Raw genomic sequence first — 18,534 nt, 5'->3', positions numbered from 1 at the left:
TTACAACCAACAAGAACGATTAGCATTGTTAGGTTATGAATTTTAGATAAGAATTAACGATATTTGCTGCAATTGCTATGAAAAACGATATCCAGATAAAAAACAAGAGAGCCTATTTCGATTACCACATTTTAGATAGTTATGTTGCAGGCATAGCTTTACTTGGAACAGAAATTAAGGCCGTACGACAAGGAAAAGCTAATATGACTGATGCATTTTGCATGTTTATTGGCGATTCGCTGTATGTAAGAAATCTGCATATTTCAGAATATAGTCACAGCTCTTTTCATCATCATGACATAAAAAGAGATAGAGTGTTATTGTTGCATAAAAAAGAGCTTAAAAAGCTAAAAATTAAGGGCGAAGAAAAAGGTTTTACCATTGTGCCCTTAAGAATTTTTACTAACGAAAGAGGCTTTGCCAAAATGGAAATAGCCATTGCACAAGGGAAAAAGGAGTTTGATAAAAGAGATAGCATAAAAGAAAGAGAAGGTAAACGTGAAATGGATAGGGCGATGAAAGTATAGTTCATTGGTTCATTGGTTCATTGGTTCATTGGTTCATTGGTATTGGGCGTTTAACGAATAAACTAATGAACTATTTTAACAATTGAACTAAGTTTACCAAGCCTGATCGCCAACTAGTGGCACAAACCTAAAAGTATCTAATTCTATTCTATCAAAATCGTTTTCGCTAGCACGAATTACGGTTATCATTTTTTGAGATTTTTCATCGCCTACCGGAATTACTAAAATACCACCTATTTTAAGCTGCTTTAATAAAACCTCGGGTACAAATGGCGCACCAGCAGTTACTATAATTTTGTGATAAGGAGCGTGTTCTGCAATTCCCATTGATCCATCGCCTAAAAAGAAATTGGCTTTATACCCCATACCTGGCAATACTTTTATGGTATGATTATAAATATTTTGTTGGCGCTCTATGGTATAAACATTGGCGCCTAACTCCATAAGTACGCAAGTTTGATAGCCAGAACCTGTGCCAATTTCTAAAACTTTATCTCCTTTTTGTATATGTAAAAGCTCTGTTTGATAAGCCACGGTGTATGGCTGAGATATAGTTTGCCCATCGCCTATTGGAAAAGCAATGTCTTTGTAAGCTTGGTTCCAAAAAGTTTCATCGAAAAAAAAGTGACGGGGTACTTTAGCTATCGCTTTTAACACTTGACCATCGCTTATCCCTTTTTCTTTAAGCAATTCTACAAGTTTTTTTCTTGCACCTTTTTCTCTGTAGTTATCAACGAATTTGTATGCCATTACATGCCAAAAATACCTTTTTGCGTTGTATTTTATTTAAAAAGTTATCAATAGTTATCTAGTTATCGATAAGTGACACACAATCAACTTCAAAAAAATTAGGTTAATATATAATTAAGATGATTTTATCGATTAATATGATGTTTTAACTTTTTAAAAAATGTTAGTTGCTTTTAAATGATAAATAATTTCTACTTTTGAAGCGTAAAATTTTCACCAAAATAAATGAAGAAATTATTACTTAGTATTATTACACTTTTTATATTTCAAAGTGCTTTTTCACAATCAGACGGTAATTATAACTACAGCTTAGGTATAAGAGGCTATAGTTCGATGCAATTACCAAAGATTTTAAATCAGGTAAATTCTCAAGAATATAGAAATGCTTATTTTAACAATGTTATAGTTAAGTTTAACGATAATCAGATTAGCTATAGATTAAACGGAAACTATTTTAGAAAAGACATTTCTTTTGCGAACCAATGTAATACTTGCGAAATTGCCACTGGAACTGTAACCGATTATAGTTTTAAATTGGGGTTTGAGAAAAGTATTAACTATGCCAAAATACAGCCTTATTTTGGTGCCGATATTGGTTTTAGAGCTAACCATTTTACTGGAGAAATTAAATCTAACAATCCTATTAGCAATCAGCAACCTTACAATGTTGATACAGACAAAAATGGATTTGTTATGGCTCCTTTACTTGGTATTAAATTAAATCCGATTAAAAATATTTCAATTTTTGCCGAAACTAGCATAGATTTCTTTTACTCTTACGAGCGCCAAGAAACTATACAACGCGACCCTAACAACACTAGAACTTTTGCTAAATACAATAAATGGGAGTTTTTACTTAACCCTATTTCTGTTGGCATACAAGTACACTTAATAAGCAGAAACTAGTAAGGATCGACATCTATTTGAGTTATAACGCTCTTAAATTCTTTCTGAGCGTTAAACTCTTTGATCGTTTCTTTTAAAACTACTTTTACTTTTTGAATTGCAGCATTTTTTTCGGTCTTTATGATAATTTGCTTAATGTAATAATTTCTAATTCTAGATACTAAAGGCTGCTCTGGACCTAGAATACGACTACCCAATTGCGATCTCAAAGCATTAGCTAGATAGGTTGATGCGTGATTTAAAACATTAGCATCTTTGTGTTTTACATTAATAAATATTAATCTGCTAAAGGGCGGATAATTGAACTGTTTACGCTCATCCATCTCGTCGGCATACATTTGCTCGTAATCATTTGCAATCACCTGCTTTATGATACGATGCGTATCATTATAAGCCTGTATACAAACTTTACCCTGCTTTTCTCTTCTACCTGCCCTGCCTGCTACTTGCGCTAACAATTGATAACTACGCTCAAAAGCTCTAAAATCTGGATAATTTAATAATGTATCGGCATTAATAACCCCAATTAAGCTTACATTATCAAAATCTAAACCCTTGGCAACCATTTGTGTACCAATTAGTATCTGCGTTTTTTTGTCCTGAAAATCTGAAATAATTTGTTGCATGCCATTTTTGGTCCGGGTGCTATCCAAATCTAATCTGGCAATTTTAACATCAGGAAAAATCAAACTTAATTCTTCTTCAATTCTTTCTGTGCCGAAACCCTTTTGTTCTATGTGTACCGAACCACAAGCCGGGCATATGTTTAGACTACTTTGATGATAGCCACAGTAATGACAATGGAGTTTGCCGCTTGATTTATGAAAAGTTAAGCTTACATCACAATTGACACATTTAGGTGCATAGCCACAGGTGGCACATATCAAAATTGTAGCATAACCTCTCCTATTTTGAAATAAAATAATCTGTTCTTTATTCTCCAACGCTGCAGACATATCATCTATCAAAACGCTCGTAAAATAAGAGGTCATTTTTTTTCTCTTCGTTTCCTCAGCAATACTTACTACATCTTGAATTGGCAAATGCACACCTCCAAAACGCTCGCTAAGTTCAACTAAACCGTATTTCCCATTTTTAGCATTGTAAAAACTTTCTATTGAAGGTGTAGCAGAACCCAGTATAATTTTGGTTTGATGCAAATGCGCCAAAAAAACGGCTGCGTCCCTTGCCTGATACCGTGGTGCAGGCTCGTGCTGTTTGTAAGAAGATTCATGCTCCTCATCAACAACAATAAGTTTAAGCTCTTTAAAAGGTAAAAAAACTGCAGAACGAGCTCCTAAAACAACTTGATAAGATCCATTTAAAACTTTATTCCAAATCTCTACACGCTCATTGTCATTAAATTTACTATGATAAACTCCAATTTTATCTCCAAAATAGCGTTTAATTCTTTCTACAATTTGCGTTGTTAATGCAATTTCTGGCAATAAAAACAAAACTTGCCCGCCTTTGCTAATCGCCTCTTCAATTAACTTAATGTAAAGTTGTGTTTTACCAGATGCAGTTACTCCATGTAATAAAACCACATCTTTGGTTAAAAATTGATGATGTATTTCATTAAATGCTTGTTCTTGAGCAATGCTTAATTTAAAATTTAATTCAAACTCTTCTTCACCTTGTACTAGCCTGCTTACTTGCCTTTTTTGTTGCACAAAAATATCTTTATCAATCAAGGTCTTTATAGCAGCTTGTCCACTTCCACTTTCTTCTAAAAGTTGCTGTTTAGCAATTGATGGATCAGATTTTGCCAATTTAAGGTAAGCCAATAATGCATCTAGTTGTTTAGGTGCTTTATCTAAAACTGCAAATAATTGTTTTAAATTTTCTTCTTCTTTGTAAAATGGGTTTAATGTAATAAATGATTTGGTAAGTGGTTTATATTTCTCAATCACCTCTTCGGCAATGTAAATAACCTCCTTGCCAATTAATGAATTGATAATCGGATAAACTGTTTTCTGGCCTAGTAAAACTACAACCTCATCTATCGCCATGCGAATTTTGGCATGCAAAAATTCTACAATCATGGTTTCTTTGGCTGTTAAAACCAAGTCATTAGGCAGTTCATCTCTTAACAGAATAATAGTTTCACTTGCTAATTTTAAACCTGTGGGTAATGCTGCCGCCATTACGTCGCCTTCATTACATAAATAATAGCTGGTTATCCAATCCCAAAAATCAAATTGCTTTGATGTAATTACAGGCTGATCATCAACAACATCAATTACATATTTAGCCTCATAAAATTCTGGTGGTTGTTGATGAATGTTTTTTACTAAAGCGGTATAGATTTTATGTTTGCCGAACTGCACCACAACCCTTTTTCCAATTGCTATACTTTCATTTAACTCAAATGGCACTCTATAAGTATAGTTTATTGCCAAAGAGAGTGGCAAGATCACTTCCACAAAAAGTGTTTCGCGTTCCTCGAAATTTATAGTTTGGGCAAATTGCATTATTTATCTTTTAGAGCAGCCAAAAACAAACAAACCCATCCAATAATAAAACACAAACCGCCAACCGGGGTAATCGGACCTAAAACCGGAGCAATACTTGCCGTATAAACATTTTTTAATGCCAGTAAATAAAGTGAGCCAGAGAAAAGAAAAATTCCGATAGTAAAAAAAATGTAAGCAAAGCCAATTAACTTATTTTTGTACCTAGCAAAGGTGCTAAGATATAATAAGGCAAAAGTGTGGTAAAACTGATATTCTACTCCTTTCTGCCAAATAGATAATGAATAACTATCGACAACGTTTTTTAAGGTATGAGCACCAAATGCTCCAAGTATTACCGCTAGCGCACCAAATAAAGAAGCAGTTAAAATTATTCGTTTATTCATATATCGGCTTGTATGCTGCTAAATTAAGAAAATGCCCTTAAAATCTCTGTAATCGCAAAATTAAATTAAATTTGTTTTAAAAAGCCATGAGAAAAATATACATTACACTTGTAGTTCTTTTAGTAGCAATGATTGGGATGGCTTATCTGTACTTCTCAAATCTTCAAACAGAGAATAGCGCAAATAATTTATCTTTAAATGCAGCAGCTGCTGATGCTTCAATTATATTCAGTTTTGAAAACGACAAGAGTTTTTATGATATTTTGAGTGGCCAAGATTTGTTGCAAAACATTTTAGGCGAAAAAAAATCAAGCCAATTGAAAAACCTAAAGGATGCTTTTTTAACAAAGGACATAAATTCTGCCCTGGTAAATCAGAAAGTTTATATTGCTATTTTACCAGGTGTTAAGGATAGTGTAGATTTTCTCGTAACAACTCAGCTTAAAGAAAATATTGATCAGCTTAATCTTTTACAAGAAATTCAGCAAAAAGTTAAGGCAAACAAAATCCATGAAATTTATAAACTAACATTCCCAGACACATCTTTTGTATACTTAGGCATTAAGGATAAATTGTTAACGATATCTAACTCTGATGTTGCAATAAGAAAGTCATTAGGAGCGCAATTTCAAGATAACTCGCCATTTGCGAATTATATATCGAAAAATAGCATGTACACTAAAAATACCTTGGCCAATCTTTATTTTGATTTAAATAAAGCACCAGCTTTTCTAAAAAACATACTCAACGTAAATTTAGTTGGCGAACTTAGCTTGTTTAATAAACAAAATGCATTTGCTTCGTTAGCTTATAATTACAGTACAGAAAAACTACTATTTAATGGTTCCACTCAGATTAATGACGATCAAAATTATTATCAGTTATTTACATCAAATATTGAGCAAAAAATAACTATAAATTCAATTTTACCTGATAAAACAGCTAACTACATCTACTATAGCTTCTCTGACTACGCAATTTTCAGAAAAAATTTGCTTGCTTGGTTTAGTAAGAATGGTGAGAGTGAAAAAATTAGCAACCTTATAAAGAAGATTAACGAAACTTATAGAATTGATCTAGAGGATGATCTTTCAAAATTTATAAATAGTCAGTTTATTACGTTTCAATTGAATAGCGGAGAAAAATTTGGCGCTATTGATTTAAATAATGGTGATAAAGTAAACCAATTACTGCTAGACTTAAGTGCCGAATATGCACCGAATATCAGAATATTTAAGGACTCGAATATCCCTTACGCATTCTTTGGAGAGGCTTTTAAGAAATTTGAAAGACCATTTTTTACCATTATCGATAATTATTTAGTGATGGCTAACAATGCAAGCAGCATCCAGGTTTTTTTGAATAGCTATAACAATGGCAAACTTTTAATCAATTCTGAAGATTACATTAAATTTAGAGATCAGATATCTTCATCTGCTACAGTTTGTTTTTATGTGAACAATAAAAATTCAAATGATATTTTCGGAAGAAACCTAAAAGCACCTTATTTCAAGCATTACCAGTCTAAAAAAGGATTAAATGGATTTGATGCATTTTGTTATCAATTGTCTGGCGACAAAGGTAAATTCTTGACCAATATATTAGTTTACAAAAAATTAGCAGAAACAAACTACTTAGATACTTTAAAGTCAAATCCTTAGTTATTAGATAATGAGAAAAACTTACGTACTTATTTCTGTCTTTTTGTTTTTTGTAAATGTTGCAAAAGCTCAGCATTATGCACTTTATAACACAAGAACTTTGTTTGATGCGCTTGAAAACCCAGCAGTTAAAGCATTTACACTAGACAGTTCTGGTAAGTTTGCTTCAAATTTGTTTCTACCAAATTTTAGTATTAATTCTGCTCATAAAGGTGATGCCCAATCCGTTTTAAGGACAATATTAAATGAAGGCATTTTAAACACTCAAGATTTACCTATAGGTACTGGTAGTTTTAACAATGCTTTTGCTAATGTGAATATTCATGTTCTAAACTTTCGGATTTTTAGTTCACATAAATACAACCAAGAAATAGGTTTTGCTTGGCAGTTGAGAGCTGACGCAGATGCCAAATACACGAATGAAAGTTTAGCAATTTTTGACAGTTACAAAAGATTTGAAGAACAAACGCCTTATACCGATCTTTTTAATGATAGGGCCTACCAACAATTTTATCATCAATTTAGCTTAAGCATAAGAGAAAATTGGGACAAAAAATTAGCTTTAGGGGTAAAACTTAGCTTATTGAGTGGAATTGCCTATAACGATTTACAAATTAATAATTCTTATTTTTTTGCTGATATACCGAATGATAGATTAGATATTGGATTAAATGGAACATACAGAGGTACCTTCATTGAGAGTGATGAGTTAGAAAGAAAAACTTTATTACCCACATTTAAAAACCCTGGATTATCTATAACTATCGGGACAACGTATGCTTCTAAAAGCGGATATTTTTTAATGGGAAACATTAAAGATTTAGGATTTATAAGATGGAACAAAAATTCTCATAATGCCAATCTAAACTCTATACAAAGTATTTATAATTTATCTACCAAAAGCAATAGTCAAATTTCAAATGAAATTACAGATGTAGCTTATGATTCTGATTTACAAAAGGCCTTTACCACACCAACAAATGCTCGGGCCGACTTTTTAATATCTAGGACTTTCGGATTTTATAAGCCAAGTATTATTGTATCTAAAAATTTATTTTACAAAGGTGGCGACTTGGCTTTTGTAAATACCTTTAACATTAACAAATTTGCCGCCAGTTTAACTCCAGTTTACAACTTAAATAACTTTATAATGTTTGGCGTACAGGGAATGTACAAAACACCAAATTTCGAATTCTTTTTAGGTAGTGATAATATTGGTAAATCTATTTCTTTAGCAAGGGGATTGAACCAACAAGACAGAGCTGTAGGCACAGGATATAATGCCGGTTCGTTTTACATGGGCTTAGGTATAAAATTTGGAAAAACAGTGGAGCACCCAATGAATTTAAGCACAATGCCTGGTGTAAATGGAGAAAAAACATACCGCGGTTTTTTTAGAAGTATGTTTAATCTCTTTAAAAAATAATTCATTACTCGATAATCATTTCAGGCACATTTTCATTTGCATACAATTTACCCAAGGTTGCTTGTTTAATGAAATCCACACTTACACCAGGAGCACGCTCTAACAGTTTAAATCCACCTTCTGGTAAAACATCTAATACCGCAAGTTCAGTTACTATCTTTTTGATACATTTAACTCCTGTTAAAGGCAATGTACAAGAGGGCAATAGTTTACTTTCACCAGCTTTATTTACATGTTGCATAGCGACAATTATATTTTTTGCAGATGCAACCAAGTCCATCGCACCACCCATGCCTTTAACCATTTTACCAGGAATTTTCCAATTAGCGATATCACCATTTTCTGAAACCTCCATTGCACCTAATATAGTTAAGTCTATTTTTTGAGCCCTGATCATACCAAAGCTCAATGCAGAATCAAATATCGATGAACCCGCAAGTGTGGTTATCGTTTGCTTACCCGCATTTATCAAATCCGCATCCTCTTCACCCTCAAAAGGAAATGGTCCCATTCCTAATAGCCCATTTTCCGATTGTAAAACTACATTTACCCCTTTAGGGATATAATTTGCTACCAAAGTTGGAATACCAATACCAAGGTTTACATAATATCCGTCTTTTATTTCTTTAGCGATACGTTTCGCTATTCCGTCTTTTGATAATGCCATATAATTGAATGAGTGAATTTTGAATTACTTAATGAACCATTGAACAAATGAACTAATGTTGAGCAAAGCGAAATCCCGAATCTAGGGAAACTAATTATTATCCTTTGTCCTAACAGTTCTTTGTTCAATTCGCTTTTCGTAATCCTTACCTTGAAAAATACGATGAACAAAAACACCTGGTGTGTGAATTTGGTCTGGATCTAACTCTCCTGCCTCTACTAATATTTCAACCTCCGCAATTGTGGTTTTTCCGGCCATTGCCATTACTGGGTTAAAATTTCTGCTTGTAGAACGAAATATTAAATTACCAGCTGTATCGCCTTTCCAGGCTTTAACCATAGCGAAATCTGCCTCAAAAGCATATTCCATTAAGTAATCTTTACCGTTAAAGTTTCTTACTTCTTTACCTTCGGCAACTTCTGTACCCACACCAGCAGGTGTAAAAATTGCTGGCATTCCATATCCAGCAGCCATACATCTAGTGGCTAAAGTACCTTGCGGAATGAGTTCTACTTCAAGTTCTCCGCTCAATAGTTGCCTTTCAAATTCAGCATTTTCACCAACGTAAGATGATATCATTTTTTTTACCTGCCTGGTTTTAAGCATTAATCCGATACCAAAATCATCTACGCCAGCATTATTTGATATGCAGGTTAGTTCTTTAACTCCTTTTTTTACCAATGCAGAAATACAATTTTCAGGTATTCCGCATAAACCAAAACCACCAAGCATTAAGGTATTTCCATCACAAATATCTTTAATGGCTTCATCAGCTCCTGCAACAACTTTATTGATCATTTTATTAGTTTTCGGCCTAAATTAGAAAGATATTGATGCCTTTGCAAATTTGATTTGAGATTACATGAATGTAAATCATACACTAAGTAAAAACAAAAAGCAGCTTAATTAATGTATTAAAGCTGCTTTTTATAATTAATGAGATCAAAATTTTATTTTGAAATTTCTATAATTCGATCGGCAGATCCGTTACTTGTACAAATGTAAATTTTACCTTCTGGAGATTGGCATACCGCTCTCAATCGCCCAAATTCTCTTACAAAAAAGTTAGTTGTTGACTCTATTTTAGTTTGATCTTCATTTAATTTCAACTGCATTAACTTAGAATCTTTTAATAGAGTTAGTAATAAAGAATTTCTAAACTGTGGGATATAATTAGAGTTATAATAAGTTAAACCAGCTGGAGCTATAGTTGGCGTCCATGCAATTAAAGGTTCGGTAATGTTATTTACAGCGCAAAATGCTTGCTCAGTTGTTGTATTACAAAAGCCTGCAACATTTGGCCACCCGTAATTTCTACCTTTTTCAATTAGGTTAATTTCATCATCAGATGCTGGTCCATGTTCCGAAGCAAACAATTTACTGCCTACAAAAACTAAACCTTGCGCATTTCTATGTCCGAAAGACCAAACAGGATTGTTTGCATAGGGATTATCGGCAGGGATACTTCCATCTAAATTAAGTCTTAATATTTTACCAGCTAAAGAGTTGATATTTTGAGGAGTAGACAAATCATTTGCATCACCTGTGGTGATAAAAATTTTATTGTTATTGATCACTAATCTCGAACCATTATGTATAGATGCCGCGGGAATTTGATCAATTAAAATCTGTGGGTTAATTAATGTTCCGTTGTTAAAACTATACCTTACAACTTTGGCCATGTAATTAGAACCATAACAATATACAACGTACACAAATGGATTATTATTAAAATCTGGATGCAAAACCATACCCAACAAACCACCTTCGCCATTGCTACGAACTTCATTAATGGTTATTAGCGTTGTAATTTGTCCACTTACTGGATCAACCCTACTAATTTTACCAGCTTTTTCAGTAACCCAAATAAAATTATCCGGACCATAAACAATCTCCCAAGGATTAACAAGATTTGCAGTTACAGTTCTTGTCTTTAATTCTACTTCTTGAAGATTTTCATCGTTGTTTGAAGAATTCTTTTTGCAGCTTGCTAAAAAGAAAACAATAATAAAACAGGTTAAAATTGATTTCATGGCCGTAACATTTTAAAAATAACAATGTTAACGTTCAGATAGTTTTAACCAAAATAAACATAAGTTATTCCATCACCACCTCTATCAGTATGTTCATCCTCTAAACGTGATACTTCTTTGTATTTTTTAAGATGCTCTCTAATTAACTTCCTCAAAATGCCATCGCCTTTCCCATGTATTAACTTTAAAGATGGGAAACTTAACATCATTGCCTTATCCATGTAATTTTCCAACTCTTGCAGAGCGTTTTCTCCCCGCATCCCTCGCAAATCTAATTCTGGTCTAAAATTCATAATGGCTTCAGAAATTCTACCAGAAAAAGAATTACTCTGAGCAACTTTTTTAGCTTGCTTATTGCTAATTTTCTGTACTCTATTTCTTTTAACAACCGAACGTAAATCGCCAAGGGCTAAAACCAAATTATCTCTGTTTATTTCTAAAACTTGCCCACTTGTCTCGGTATTTATCAATTGCACCCAATCACCTACAGCTATCTCAGTATTATCGTATTTTACAACAGGCTTTTTCTCCTCCTTAACTTCATTTTTAACCAAACTTTTCTGCAAATTCTGCCTCAATTCTTTAGTAGCAACCTTATCAGCCTGTTTTTCCTTAATTTGGGCTATCGTGTTTTCTACTAATTTATTCGCATCGCGGATGATAGTTTGGGCTTCGAGTTTGGCTTCTTTGATGAGCACCTTTTTATTTTCTTCTAAAAATAATTTCAGCTTTTCGTTTTCGCTAACTAAGTTTTTAACCTTATTCTGCTGATTAGCTAAAGTGATTTTAGTTTCATGAATTTGCCTTTTTTCTTTCTCTAAATCAACCAACAAGCTATCTATGCTATTTTGATTTGTGCCTGTTTTTTGTTTTGCCAGCTCCAAAACTTCTTTCTGCAAACCAATATTTTGTGCAATTTCAAAAGCATAAGAACTTCCAGGTTTACCTATATCCAATACATAAAGCGGCTTCATCTTGCTATTATCAAATAACATTGATGCATTCTCTAAACCATCAGTGTCTCCGGCAAAAAGTTTGAGGTTTGAGTAGTGTGTGGTAATTACGCCTCTTACCTTTTTATTATTGAGTACTTCCAAAACAGCTTCGGCCATTGGTCCGCCAAATTGAGGATCTGTACCTGTACCAAATTCATCTATTAAAACTAGTGTTTTTGGAGTAGCATGAGCCACAAAATAACGCATTTTAGTGAGATGAGCACTGTAAGTACTCAAATCTGATTCGATAGATTGATCATCACCAATGTCTGCAAAAATTTGATCGAAAATACCCATTTCGCTTGCCTCATCTACCGGCACCAATAAACCAGTTTGCAGCATCATTTGTAATAAACCAACTGTTTTCATACAAACAGATTTACCACCAGCATTTGGTCCAGAAACAAGTACAATCCTTAAATTTTCATTAATTTGAATGTTTAATGGCACAACCGTTTTTTTCTCGGCTGCAAAAGACAAGAGAAGTAATGGGTGTTTCGCATTTATTAACTTGGTTTTGGCTTCCTTTACCAAAACAGGCATATTTGCCTGAATATCAATAGCAAATAAAGCCTTCGCTCTAACAAAATCTAACTTGGTTAAAAACCCATGGTAAGATAAAAGTAGCGGTGTGTAAGGCCTTAATTCACTGGTTAAAGCAATTAATATTTTTATGATTTCTCTTCGCTTATCAAATTCTAAATCGCGGAGTTTATTGTTTAAGGTAAAAACTTCTTCGGGCTCTAGGTAAACAGTTTGGCCGCTGGCAGATTCATCGTGTATAAATCCCTTTAGTTTCCGCTTATTTTCTGCCAAAATAGGAATACACATTCTTCCATCTCTAATGGTTAAGCTACCATCGGCAACCCAATTTTTGCCCACTGCCATTTTATAGATTGAATCCATTCTTTTGCGAACCTCTTGTTCGCCTTTGGCAATTGCAGAAGTGATTTCTTGAAGTTCGGCTGAAGCATTAGGCTTCATTTTTCCCTTGGCATCTAAAACCCTTTCAATTTTTTGAAGAATATTTTTTTCTATGGGTAAATGTTCAAAAAGTGCTTCTAAATTAGGATAAATTTCTTTTCGCTCATCAAAAAAACGAAGTACTGAAAAAACGGTTTGTAATGAAGAGTAAATTTGAAAAAGCTCATCTTCCATTAAGTAAGATCCTTCAACCCTAATTTTATCCGCCAGTGTTTTAATATCAAAAAAAGCGCTTATTTGCAATGGTTCTTGATTTTCGAGAATACTTTTAAATTCACTAGTTTGTCTCAAGAACTTGTTAATCTGTTCGTATTTGGTCATCACCTGCATTTTACTAACCAATGCTTGGCCCATTGTACTTAAACAATGTTGATGAACCATTTGCCTCACCTCATTAAATCCTAATCTTTCTTGGCAATTTTCTGGATATAACATAAACTTATTACTGTATTTTTTCGGGTTCTTGAATTGGAGCTACTGTTGTTTCTGGCTGAATACTTGGTGGCGCTGCACCCGATATCGGCACCTGCTCATTTACTGGAGCAACATTTGGCTGAATTACTAAAGGTTGATTACCAAAGCTAGGGTAAACATTTTTTTTCAAAATTGGAATATTATATTTCTTATTCAAATTACGATCTAACAGAAGTGTATCGGACTTATCGAAAGAAAAAATACCTTTAAAATTATCATTTGATGCATTTTGAGCCCATGATGCATTTTTATCTTTTAGAACCGAAAGTTTAACAGAAATACTATCGTACATCTTTTTCATCACCTCTGGATGTTTGTAGTAATAGTTAAGGCTGTTGTTGTAAAGCGCAGAATCGATTTGAAACTTGTCGTAAACACCTTTATAATAAGATGAACCTACTTTTTTTGCCGTGTCTATACCTGGCAAAGTAGAAATGTATCCATCAACTAAATGTATATCAATAAGCACTTGCTGCATTTTATCGGGCTGTATAATATCTTTGGGTATGCCGGGTTTACAGGCATAAAAACATACAGTAATGATAATGAGATAAAAAATTCTGTTCATTATTTGTAATAACCTTCTAATTTCTTAGCCAAATTGAGCTAAGGTTGTTAATTTTACCAAAAATACTGATAAATGAGCATTACAGATAACTTATTAAAATATAAAAATGAATTAGATTCGGCTGGAGTTAAGTTGGTGGCTGTTTCTAAAAATCATCCAGCAGATGCCGCACTTGAAGCCTACAATGCCGGACAGCGAATTTTTGGAGAAAATATAGTGCAAGAAATGGTTGAAAAACAGGCTCAATTGCCTAAAGATATCGATTGGCACTTGATCGGTCATTTACAAACCAATAAAGTAAAATACATTGCTCCATTTGTAAAATTAATAGAATCTGTAGATAGTATTAAATTGCTTAAAGAAATTGATAAACAGGCTGCCAAAAATAAACGTGTTATTGATTGTTTGTTGCAAATTTACATAGCAGATGAGGATACAAAATTCGGTTTAGCTTTTGATGAAGCTATAGAAATATTAAGATCTGAAGAATTTGCTACCCTTAAAAATATTAGAATTGTAGGCTTAATGGGAATTGCAACGAATACAGCATCAGAATTGCAAACAAAAGCTGAGTTTCAGGAATTAAAAGTTTTATTCGATGGCATAAAAATGAGTTTTTTTAGAAAAGAAGAAAGTTTTAAAGAAATTTCGATGGGCATGTCGTCTGATTATAAGTTGGCAATTGCCGAAGGAAGTACAATGGTTAGGATTGGCAGTAACATTTTTGGAAAGAGAGTGATTAAGCATTGGAAGGAAGCTTAATTTAAGGTTGATGGTTAGAAGGCTGGAAGGTTAAAGGGTTGAGAGCAAAGATTTATGCCGAAAGACTAAATTGTAAAGATCAAAAACTAAAAACGAAAACAATGAACATAAACATACGGGTTGCCATTAAAGAAGATTGCCCAAGGGTATTAGAACTGATAAATGAATTAGCACTTTATGAAAAAGCTCCTGAAGAGGTTACAGTTACTTTGGCAGAATTTGAGGATGCAGGCTTTGGCGATAACGCCGTTTGGAAAGCTTTTGTTGCAGAAGAAAACAGCCATATTTTAGGCTTTGCCTTGTTTTATACAAGATACTCTACCTGGAAAGGCAGACGTTTATATTTAGAGGATTTTATTGTAACAGAAGCAGCTAGAGGAAAAGGAATTGGAAAAATACTTTTCGAAAAAGTTATTGAAGAGGCTAAGAATGGCAATTACAATGGTATGTCTTGGCAGGTTTTAGATTGGAACGCTCCAGCAATTAACTTTTACAACAAATATAGTGCAGCCCTTGAAAGCGGCTGGTTAAACGCTTCATTTTCAAAAGAAACAACACATCAATTGTTATGAAAAAATTAATGATTCTGCTTATTGGAATTGTATTATTTGCATCCTGTAGAAACGAAAAAAAAGCGGAAACATCTGCAAATACTGAAACCAAGACAGATACCCTGACTTACAATTACGATTCTGTAAAGGTATACAGCAAAAATATTGTTAAGATTGATGAAGAATTAAAAGACACCGCAAAAGCTACAGTGAAATATCCTGTGTTTAAGAATGATGCTTTAAATAAATATATACAGCGCCAAATTTTAAATTATTTTTCTGAAGAAGATCCTTCAATTATCTCTTATCAGGAAATTGCCAATAGTTTTATTAGAGGCTATGATAGCTTTTTTAACGACGATAAAAACACACCACAATCGTGGTTTTTAATTATTGATGTTCATGTTTTAAAACAAAGTTCAAATTACATCGCATTGCGATACTTACATGGTGATTATGCAGGTGGCGCTCATCCAAATTCCAGCATTACTTTTATTAATTTCAATCCTAAAACAAACCAAGCTATTACTTTAGATTCGTTAATACAAACTGCTCAAAAACCTAAATTATTAGCAGTAGCCGAAGCAATTTTCCGTAAAAATGAAAAGCTAACACCAACAGAGCCTTTAGCAGACAAATATTTTTTTGATAAAGGAAAATTTGCCTTGGCACAAAGTTTTTATGTAAATGATAAAGGCTTGGTTTTTCTTTACAATCCTTATGAAATTAAGGCCTATGCATACGGAACTACAGAACTTATTATTCCTTTTAAGCAGTTAAAAGAAATAGCAAAACCTAACACAATCTTATCAGAAAACAATTAATGCAAGTATTTAAGTTCGGCGGAGCATCTATTAAGGATGCAAATGGCATCAAAAACATAACCAACATCATAAAAAAATATCCATCTACAAATTTGTTGATTGTAATCTCTGCAATGGGAAAAATGACCAACAAGTTAGAAGAACTAACAAAGGCTTATGTAAATGGCGAAGAACATATTTTTGAAGTTTTTGAAGAAATAAAGGCTTTTCATTTTAATATTTTAAATGAACTTTTTGAAGATCATCATAATCCTGTTTTTGATGATGTAGCAAATACTTTTGTAGAAATTGAGTGGCTTTTAGAAGAAGAAGCAAGTGATAGTCCTGCATATTTATACGATCAAATTGTTTCTATTGGCGAATTGGTTTCAACTAAAATAGTTGCAGCTTATTTAAACCTAAGTGGAGTTTTTAGCATTTGGACTGATGCCAGAAATTACATTAAAACTGATAATAATTACCAAGAAGCAAATGTAATTTGGGATAAAACAGAACAGGAAATACAAAAACATTTACCAAGTTTTTTAGATAAAGGCATTGTGGTTACCCAAGGTTTTATCGGAGCTACGAGCGAAAACTTTACCAGTACTTTAGGTAGAGATGGCTCTGATTATTCGGCTGCTATTTTTTGCGCTTGCTTAAATGCAGAATCCCTGACTATTTGGAAAGATGTTCCGGGTGTTTTAAATGCTGACCCAAAATGGTTTGATGAAACTGAAAAAATTGAGGAACTTTCTTATCATGACGCGATAGAACTTACCTATTATGGTGCAAATGTGATCCACCCTAAAACGATTAAACCTATACAGAATAAAGGAATTACCCTTTATGTTAAATCTTTTTTGAACCCAGATGAGCCTGGAACGGCCATAACCAACACCAAAACTCCCTTACCTGTTGCATCATTTATATTTAAAGTAAATCAGGTACTCATCTCTATTTTTCCGAAGGATTTTTCATTCATTATCGAAGAAAATTTAAGTCAGATTTTTAATATCCTTCATAAAAACAAGGTTAAAGTTAACACGATGCTTAATTCGGCCATAAGTTTTTCGGTAAGTGTAGATCATGATGAAGCAAAAATTAAGCAGTTAATTAGTGATTTAAGCGAAACATTTAAAGTTAAATATAACGCTGGATTAGAGCTAGTTACCATCCGCTACTACAACCAACAAACCATCGATAGAGTTACTGTTGATAAAGATGTTTTATTGGAAGTAAAAAGCAGACATACTTGTCAAATTGTGATGAAAAATAAAACTCCAAACGCCTAAATAGGTATTTATTTTTCTAATATGAATCGAAATATTTTGAATGAAGAGGTACAGCAATACATCAATAAGCATATTAATGCAGATGTTAATCAAATTGCTTTGGCCAAACCTATCTTTGAAAATATTTCTTCGGCAGAATTAGCGGGTCAAATAGCGGCCAAAAAAAAAGCTAAAAATAAGTTACCAACTTGGTTTAGTACTAATAAAATTTATTATCCTGCCTTACTTTCCATCGAGCAATGCTCATCAGAACCTACTGCAAATTATAAAATCAATTTAACAAAAGGCAACTCTTTAATCGATTTAACTTCAGGTTTTGGAGTTGATAGTTTTTACTTTGCTAAAAAAGTTAAGCAGGTTTACAGTTGTGAAATTAATGAAGAATTAGCTGCAATTTCTTCTCATAACGCCAAACAATTAAGCACAAATAACATCCAAGTTTTAGCTGAGGATGGCTTGGATTTTTTGAAAAATACAACTCAACATTTCGGAACAATCTACATCGATCCTGCAAGGAGAAACCAGAGCAATAAAGTTTTTAGGCTAAAAGATTGTACGCCAGATGTAACTGAACATTTAGATTTATTTTTAAGCAAGGCTGATAGAATAATTATAAAAACTGCGCCTTTGCTAGATATTAAAGCTGGACTAAGCGAATTAAAAAACGTGAGTGAAATACACATTGTTAGTGTTAAAAATGAATGTAAAGAACTGCTTTGGGTAATAGATAAAGAATTTAGTGGCAGCACAAAAGTAGTTTGCGCAACTTTAAACGAAAGCTTAAAAACGTTTAATTTTACTATTGATGAGCTAAAAACCACTACAACAATTGCTCAATTGGCACCAAAAGGCTATTTATACGAACCAGATGTAGCGCTTTTAAAAAGTGGAGCTTTTAATTTAATCGCCGAACGATTTGAATTGCAAAAGCTGCATCAACAAACACAGTTGTATTTTAGTGAAGATGTTAAACCGGCCTTTATAGGAAGGATATTTGAAATTGAAGCATTGCTCACTTTAAATGAGCTAAAAAAAGAGAAAAATTTGTCCGGCAATGTAATTGTGAGAAATTTCCCTGAAAGAGCTGAAAATTTGGCTAAGAAATATAAAATTATCCCTAGTCATGATGATTTTATCATCTTTACACAAACAGCTAATGGTTATATTGCAATCAAAGCAAAAATAATTCAGCATTATTAATTTAATTCATTAATTAAGCATTCTGTTATACTTTAACCACCCCGCCCTTTGGGCACCCCTCCGAAGGAGGGG

At 33.2% G+C, this 18,534-nt stretch carries 17 protein-coding genes; 9 read left to right on the top strand and 8 right to left on the bottom strand.

Going from position 1 to position 18,534, the window contains the following annotated elements:
• The first annotated feature begins 77 nt into the window (after nucleotides 1–77).
• Complete coding sequence (gene smpB, locus AC07XU_RS12010) at nucleotides 78–527, top strand: SsrA-binding protein (RefSeq protein ID WP_494943871.1); 450 nt, start codon at nucleotides 78–80, stop codon at nucleotides 525–527.
• Nucleotides 528–620: 93 nt separating this feature from the next.
• Here smpB and AC07XU_RS12005 read toward each other — a convergent pair whose 3' ends face one another.
• Nucleotides 621–1,277 carry a protein-L-isoaspartate(D-aspartate) O-methyltransferase gene (locus AC07XU_RS12005; RefSeq protein ID WP_494943870.1) on the bottom strand — a complete coding sequence of 219 codons (657 nt, stop codon included), beginning with the start codon at nucleotides 1,275–1,277 and terminating at the stop codon, nucleotides 621–623.
• Between the two features lie 225 nt (nucleotides 1,278–1,502).
• On the opposite strand from AC07XU_RS12005, the gene AC07XU_RS12000 reads away from it, so the two are divergent.
• The gene (locus AC07XU_RS12000) at nucleotides 1,503–2,183 is read left to right on the top strand and encodes a hypothetical protein (RefSeq protein ID WP_494943869.1); all 681 of its coding nucleotides are present in this window, start codon (nucleotides 1,503–1,505) and stop codon (nucleotides 2,181–2,183) included.
• Here AC07XU_RS12000 and priA read toward each other — a convergent pair.
• Nucleotides 2,180–4,657 carry a replication restart helicase PriA gene (priA, locus tag AC07XU_RS11995; protein WP_494943868.1) on the bottom strand — a complete coding sequence of 826 codons (2,478 nt, stop codon included), beginning with the start codon at nucleotides 4,655–4,657 and terminating at the stop codon, nucleotides 2,180–2,182. The two genes, AC07XU_RS12000 and priA, sit on opposite strands and share 4 nt — an antisense overlap.
• A complete protein-coding gene (locus AC07XU_RS11990) occupies nucleotides 4,657–5,043 on the bottom strand; it encodes a DUF423 domain-containing protein (RefSeq protein WP_494943867.1) in 387 nt (128 codons plus the stop codon). The genes priA and AC07XU_RS11990 overlap by 1 nt, the downstream gene beginning before the upstream one ends.
• Before the next feature lie 86 nt (nucleotides 5,044–5,129).
• Here AC07XU_RS11990 and AC07XU_RS11985 point away from each other — a divergent pair, with 86 nt between their 5' ends.
• The gene (locus tag AC07XU_RS11985) at nucleotides 5,130–6,704 is read left to right on the top strand and encodes a hypothetical protein (protein ID WP_494943866.1); all 1,575 of its coding nucleotides are present in this window, start codon (nucleotides 5,130–5,132) and stop codon (nucleotides 6,702–6,704) included.
• A 10-nt stretch (nucleotides 6,705–6,714) separates the two neighbouring features.
• Nucleotides 6,715–8,130 carry a DUF5723 family protein gene (locus AC07XU_RS11980; protein ID WP_494943865.1) on the top strand — a complete coding sequence of 472 codons (1,416 nt, stop codon included), beginning with the start codon at nucleotides 6,715–6,717 and terminating at the stop codon, nucleotides 8,128–8,130.
• A gap of 4 nt (nucleotides 8,131–8,134) precedes the next feature.
• Here the strand turns inward: AC07XU_RS11980 and AC07XU_RS11975 are convergent, their stop codons facing one another.
• From AC07XU_RS11975 to AC07XU_RS11955, 5 genes are all read right to left on the bottom strand, one after another.
• Complete coding sequence (locus AC07XU_RS11975) at nucleotides 8,135–8,797, bottom strand: 3-oxoacid CoA-transferase subunit B (protein WP_494943864.1); 663 nt, start codon at nucleotides 8,795–8,797, stop codon at nucleotides 8,135–8,137.
• Between the two features lie 90 nt (nucleotides 8,798–8,887).
• Nucleotides 8,888–9,595, bottom strand: a complete 708-nt coding sequence (locus tag AC07XU_RS11970; protein WP_494943863.1) for a CoA transferase subunit A — start codon at nucleotides 9,593–9,595, stop codon at nucleotides 8,888–8,890.
• 152 nt (nucleotides 9,596–9,747) lie between these two features.
• On the bottom strand, nucleotides 9,748–10,830 hold the full coding sequence (locus AC07XU_RS11965; RefSeq protein WP_494943862.1) for a PQQ-dependent sugar dehydrogenase: 1,083 nt from the start codon (nucleotides 10,828–10,830) through the stop codon (nucleotides 9,748–9,750).
• A gap of 44 nt (nucleotides 10,831–10,874) precedes the next feature.
• Nucleotides 10,875–13,244, bottom strand: coding sequence for an endonuclease MutS2 (locus tag AC07XU_RS11960; RefSeq protein ID WP_494943861.1), 2,370 nt, complete (start codon nucleotides 13,242–13,244; stop codon nucleotides 10,875–10,877).
• A gap of 7 nt (nucleotides 13,245–13,251) precedes the next feature.
• Nucleotides 13,252–13,851, bottom strand: coding sequence for a DUF4296 domain-containing protein (locus AC07XU_RS11955; protein ID WP_494943860.1), 600 nt, complete (start codon nucleotides 13,849–13,851; stop codon nucleotides 13,252–13,254).
• Between the two features lie 72 nt (nucleotides 13,852–13,923).
• Here AC07XU_RS11955 and AC07XU_RS11950 point away from each other — a divergent pair, with 72 nt between their 5' ends.
• The 5 genes from AC07XU_RS11950 to AC07XU_RS11930 all read left to right on the top strand — a co-directional run bounded on the left by AC07XU_RS11950 (nucleotide 13,924) and on the right by AC07XU_RS11930 (nucleotide 18,462).
• Nucleotides 13,924–14,613 (top strand): YggS family pyridoxal phosphate-dependent enzyme, encoded by a 690-nt coding sequence (locus AC07XU_RS11950; protein ID WP_494943859.1) that lies wholly within the window; start codon nucleotides 13,924–13,926, stop codon nucleotides 14,611–14,613.
• Between the two features lie 101 nt (nucleotides 14,614–14,714).
• Nucleotides 14,715–15,185 (top strand): GNAT family N-acetyltransferase, encoded by a 471-nt coding sequence (locus tag AC07XU_RS11945; RefSeq protein ID WP_494943858.1) that lies wholly within the window; start codon nucleotides 14,715–14,717, stop codon nucleotides 15,183–15,185.
• The gene (locus AC07XU_RS11940) at nucleotides 15,182–15,988 is read left to right on the top strand and encodes a DUF3298 and DUF4163 domain-containing protein (protein ID WP_494943857.1); all 807 of its coding nucleotides are present in this window, start codon (nucleotides 15,182–15,184) and stop codon (nucleotides 15,986–15,988) included. The genes AC07XU_RS11945 and AC07XU_RS11940 overlap by 4 nt, the downstream gene beginning before the upstream one ends.
• On the top strand, nucleotides 15,988–17,262 hold the full coding sequence (locus AC07XU_RS11935; protein ID WP_494943856.1) for an aspartate kinase: 1,275 nt from the start codon (nucleotides 15,988–15,990) through the stop codon (nucleotides 17,260–17,262). The genes AC07XU_RS11940 and AC07XU_RS11935 overlap by 1 nt, the downstream gene beginning before the upstream one ends.
• A 21-nt stretch (nucleotides 17,263–17,283) precedes the next feature.
• Complete coding sequence (locus tag AC07XU_RS11930; RefSeq protein WP_494943855.1) at nucleotides 17,284–18,462, top strand: THUMP-like domain-containing protein; 1,179 nt, start codon at nucleotides 17,284–17,286, stop codon at nucleotides 18,460–18,462.
• Nucleotides 18,463–18,534: the final 72 nt, after the last annotated feature.

The organism is Pedobacter sp. GW456-11-11-14-TSB4, from assembly GCF_059424425.1.
Note: the sequence above shows the minus strand (reverse complement) of the source record. Positions and strands in the feature narration are given on the sequence as shown.

Bases quoted from the DNA above. Each gene is read 5' to 3' on its own strand.
- AC07XU_RS11970 (WP_494943863.1), bottom strand. From the start codon at position 9,595: ATGATCAATAAAGTTGTTGCAGGAGCTGATGAAGCCATTAAAGATATT.
- AC07XU_RS11940 (WP_494943857.1), top strand. From the start codon at position 15,182: ATGAAAAAATTAATGATTCTGCTTATTGGAATTGTATTATTTGCATCC.
- AC07XU_RS11935 (WP_494943856.1), top strand. From the start codon at position 15,988: ATGCAAGTATTTAAGTTCGGCGGAGCATCTATTAAGGATGCAAATGGC.
- priA (WP_494943868.1), bottom strand. From the start codon at position 4,657: ATGCAATTTGCCCAAACTATAAATTTCGAGGAACGCGAAACACTTTTT.
- AC07XU_RS11985 (WP_494943866.1), top strand. From the start codon at position 5,130: ATGAGAAAAATATACATTACACTTGTAGTTCTTTTAGTAGCAATGATT.
- AC07XU_RS11980 (WP_494943865.1), top strand. From the start codon at position 6,715: ATGAGAAAAACTTACGTACTTATTTCTGTCTTTTTGTTTTTTGTAAAT.
- AC07XU_RS11955 (WP_494943860.1), bottom strand. From the start codon at position 13,851: ATGAACAGAATTTTTTATCTCATTATCATTACTGTATGTTTTTATGCC.
- AC07XU_RS11965 (WP_494943862.1), bottom strand. From the start codon at position 10,830: ATGAAATCAATTTTAACCTGTTTTATTATTGTTTTCTTTTTAGCAAGC.
- AC07XU_RS11945 (WP_494943858.1), top strand. From the start codon at position 14,715: ATGAACATAAACATACGGGTTGCCATTAAAGAAGATTGCCCAAGGGTA.
- AC07XU_RS11960 (WP_494943861.1), bottom strand. From the start codon at position 13,244: ATGTTATATCCAGAAAATTGCCAAGAAAGATTAGGATTTAATGAGGTG.
- AC07XU_RS11950 (WP_494943859.1), top strand. From the start codon at position 13,924: ATGAGCATTACAGATAACTTATTAAAATATAAAAATGAATTAGATTCG.
- smpB (WP_494943871.1), top strand. From the start codon at position 78: ATGAAAAACGATATCCAGATAAAAAACAAGAGAGCCTATTTCGATTAC.
- AC07XU_RS12000 (WP_494943869.1), top strand. From the start codon at position 1,503: ATGAAGAAATTATTACTTAGTATTATTACACTTTTTATATTTCAAAGT.
- AC07XU_RS12005 (WP_494943870.1), bottom strand. From the start codon at position 1,277: ATGGCATACAAATTCGTTGATAACTACAGAGAAAAAGGTGCAAGAAAA.
- AC07XU_RS11930 (WP_494943855.1), top strand. From the start codon at position 17,284: ATGAATCGAAATATTTTGAATGAAGAGGTACAGCAATACATCAATAAG.
- AC07XU_RS11975 (WP_494943864.1), bottom strand. From the start codon at position 8,797: ATGGCATTATCAAAAGACGGAATAGCGAAACGTATCGCTAAAGAAATA.
- AC07XU_RS11990 (WP_494943867.1), bottom strand. From the start codon at position 5,043: ATGAATAAACGAATAATTTTAACTGCTTCTTTATTTGGTGCGCTAGCG.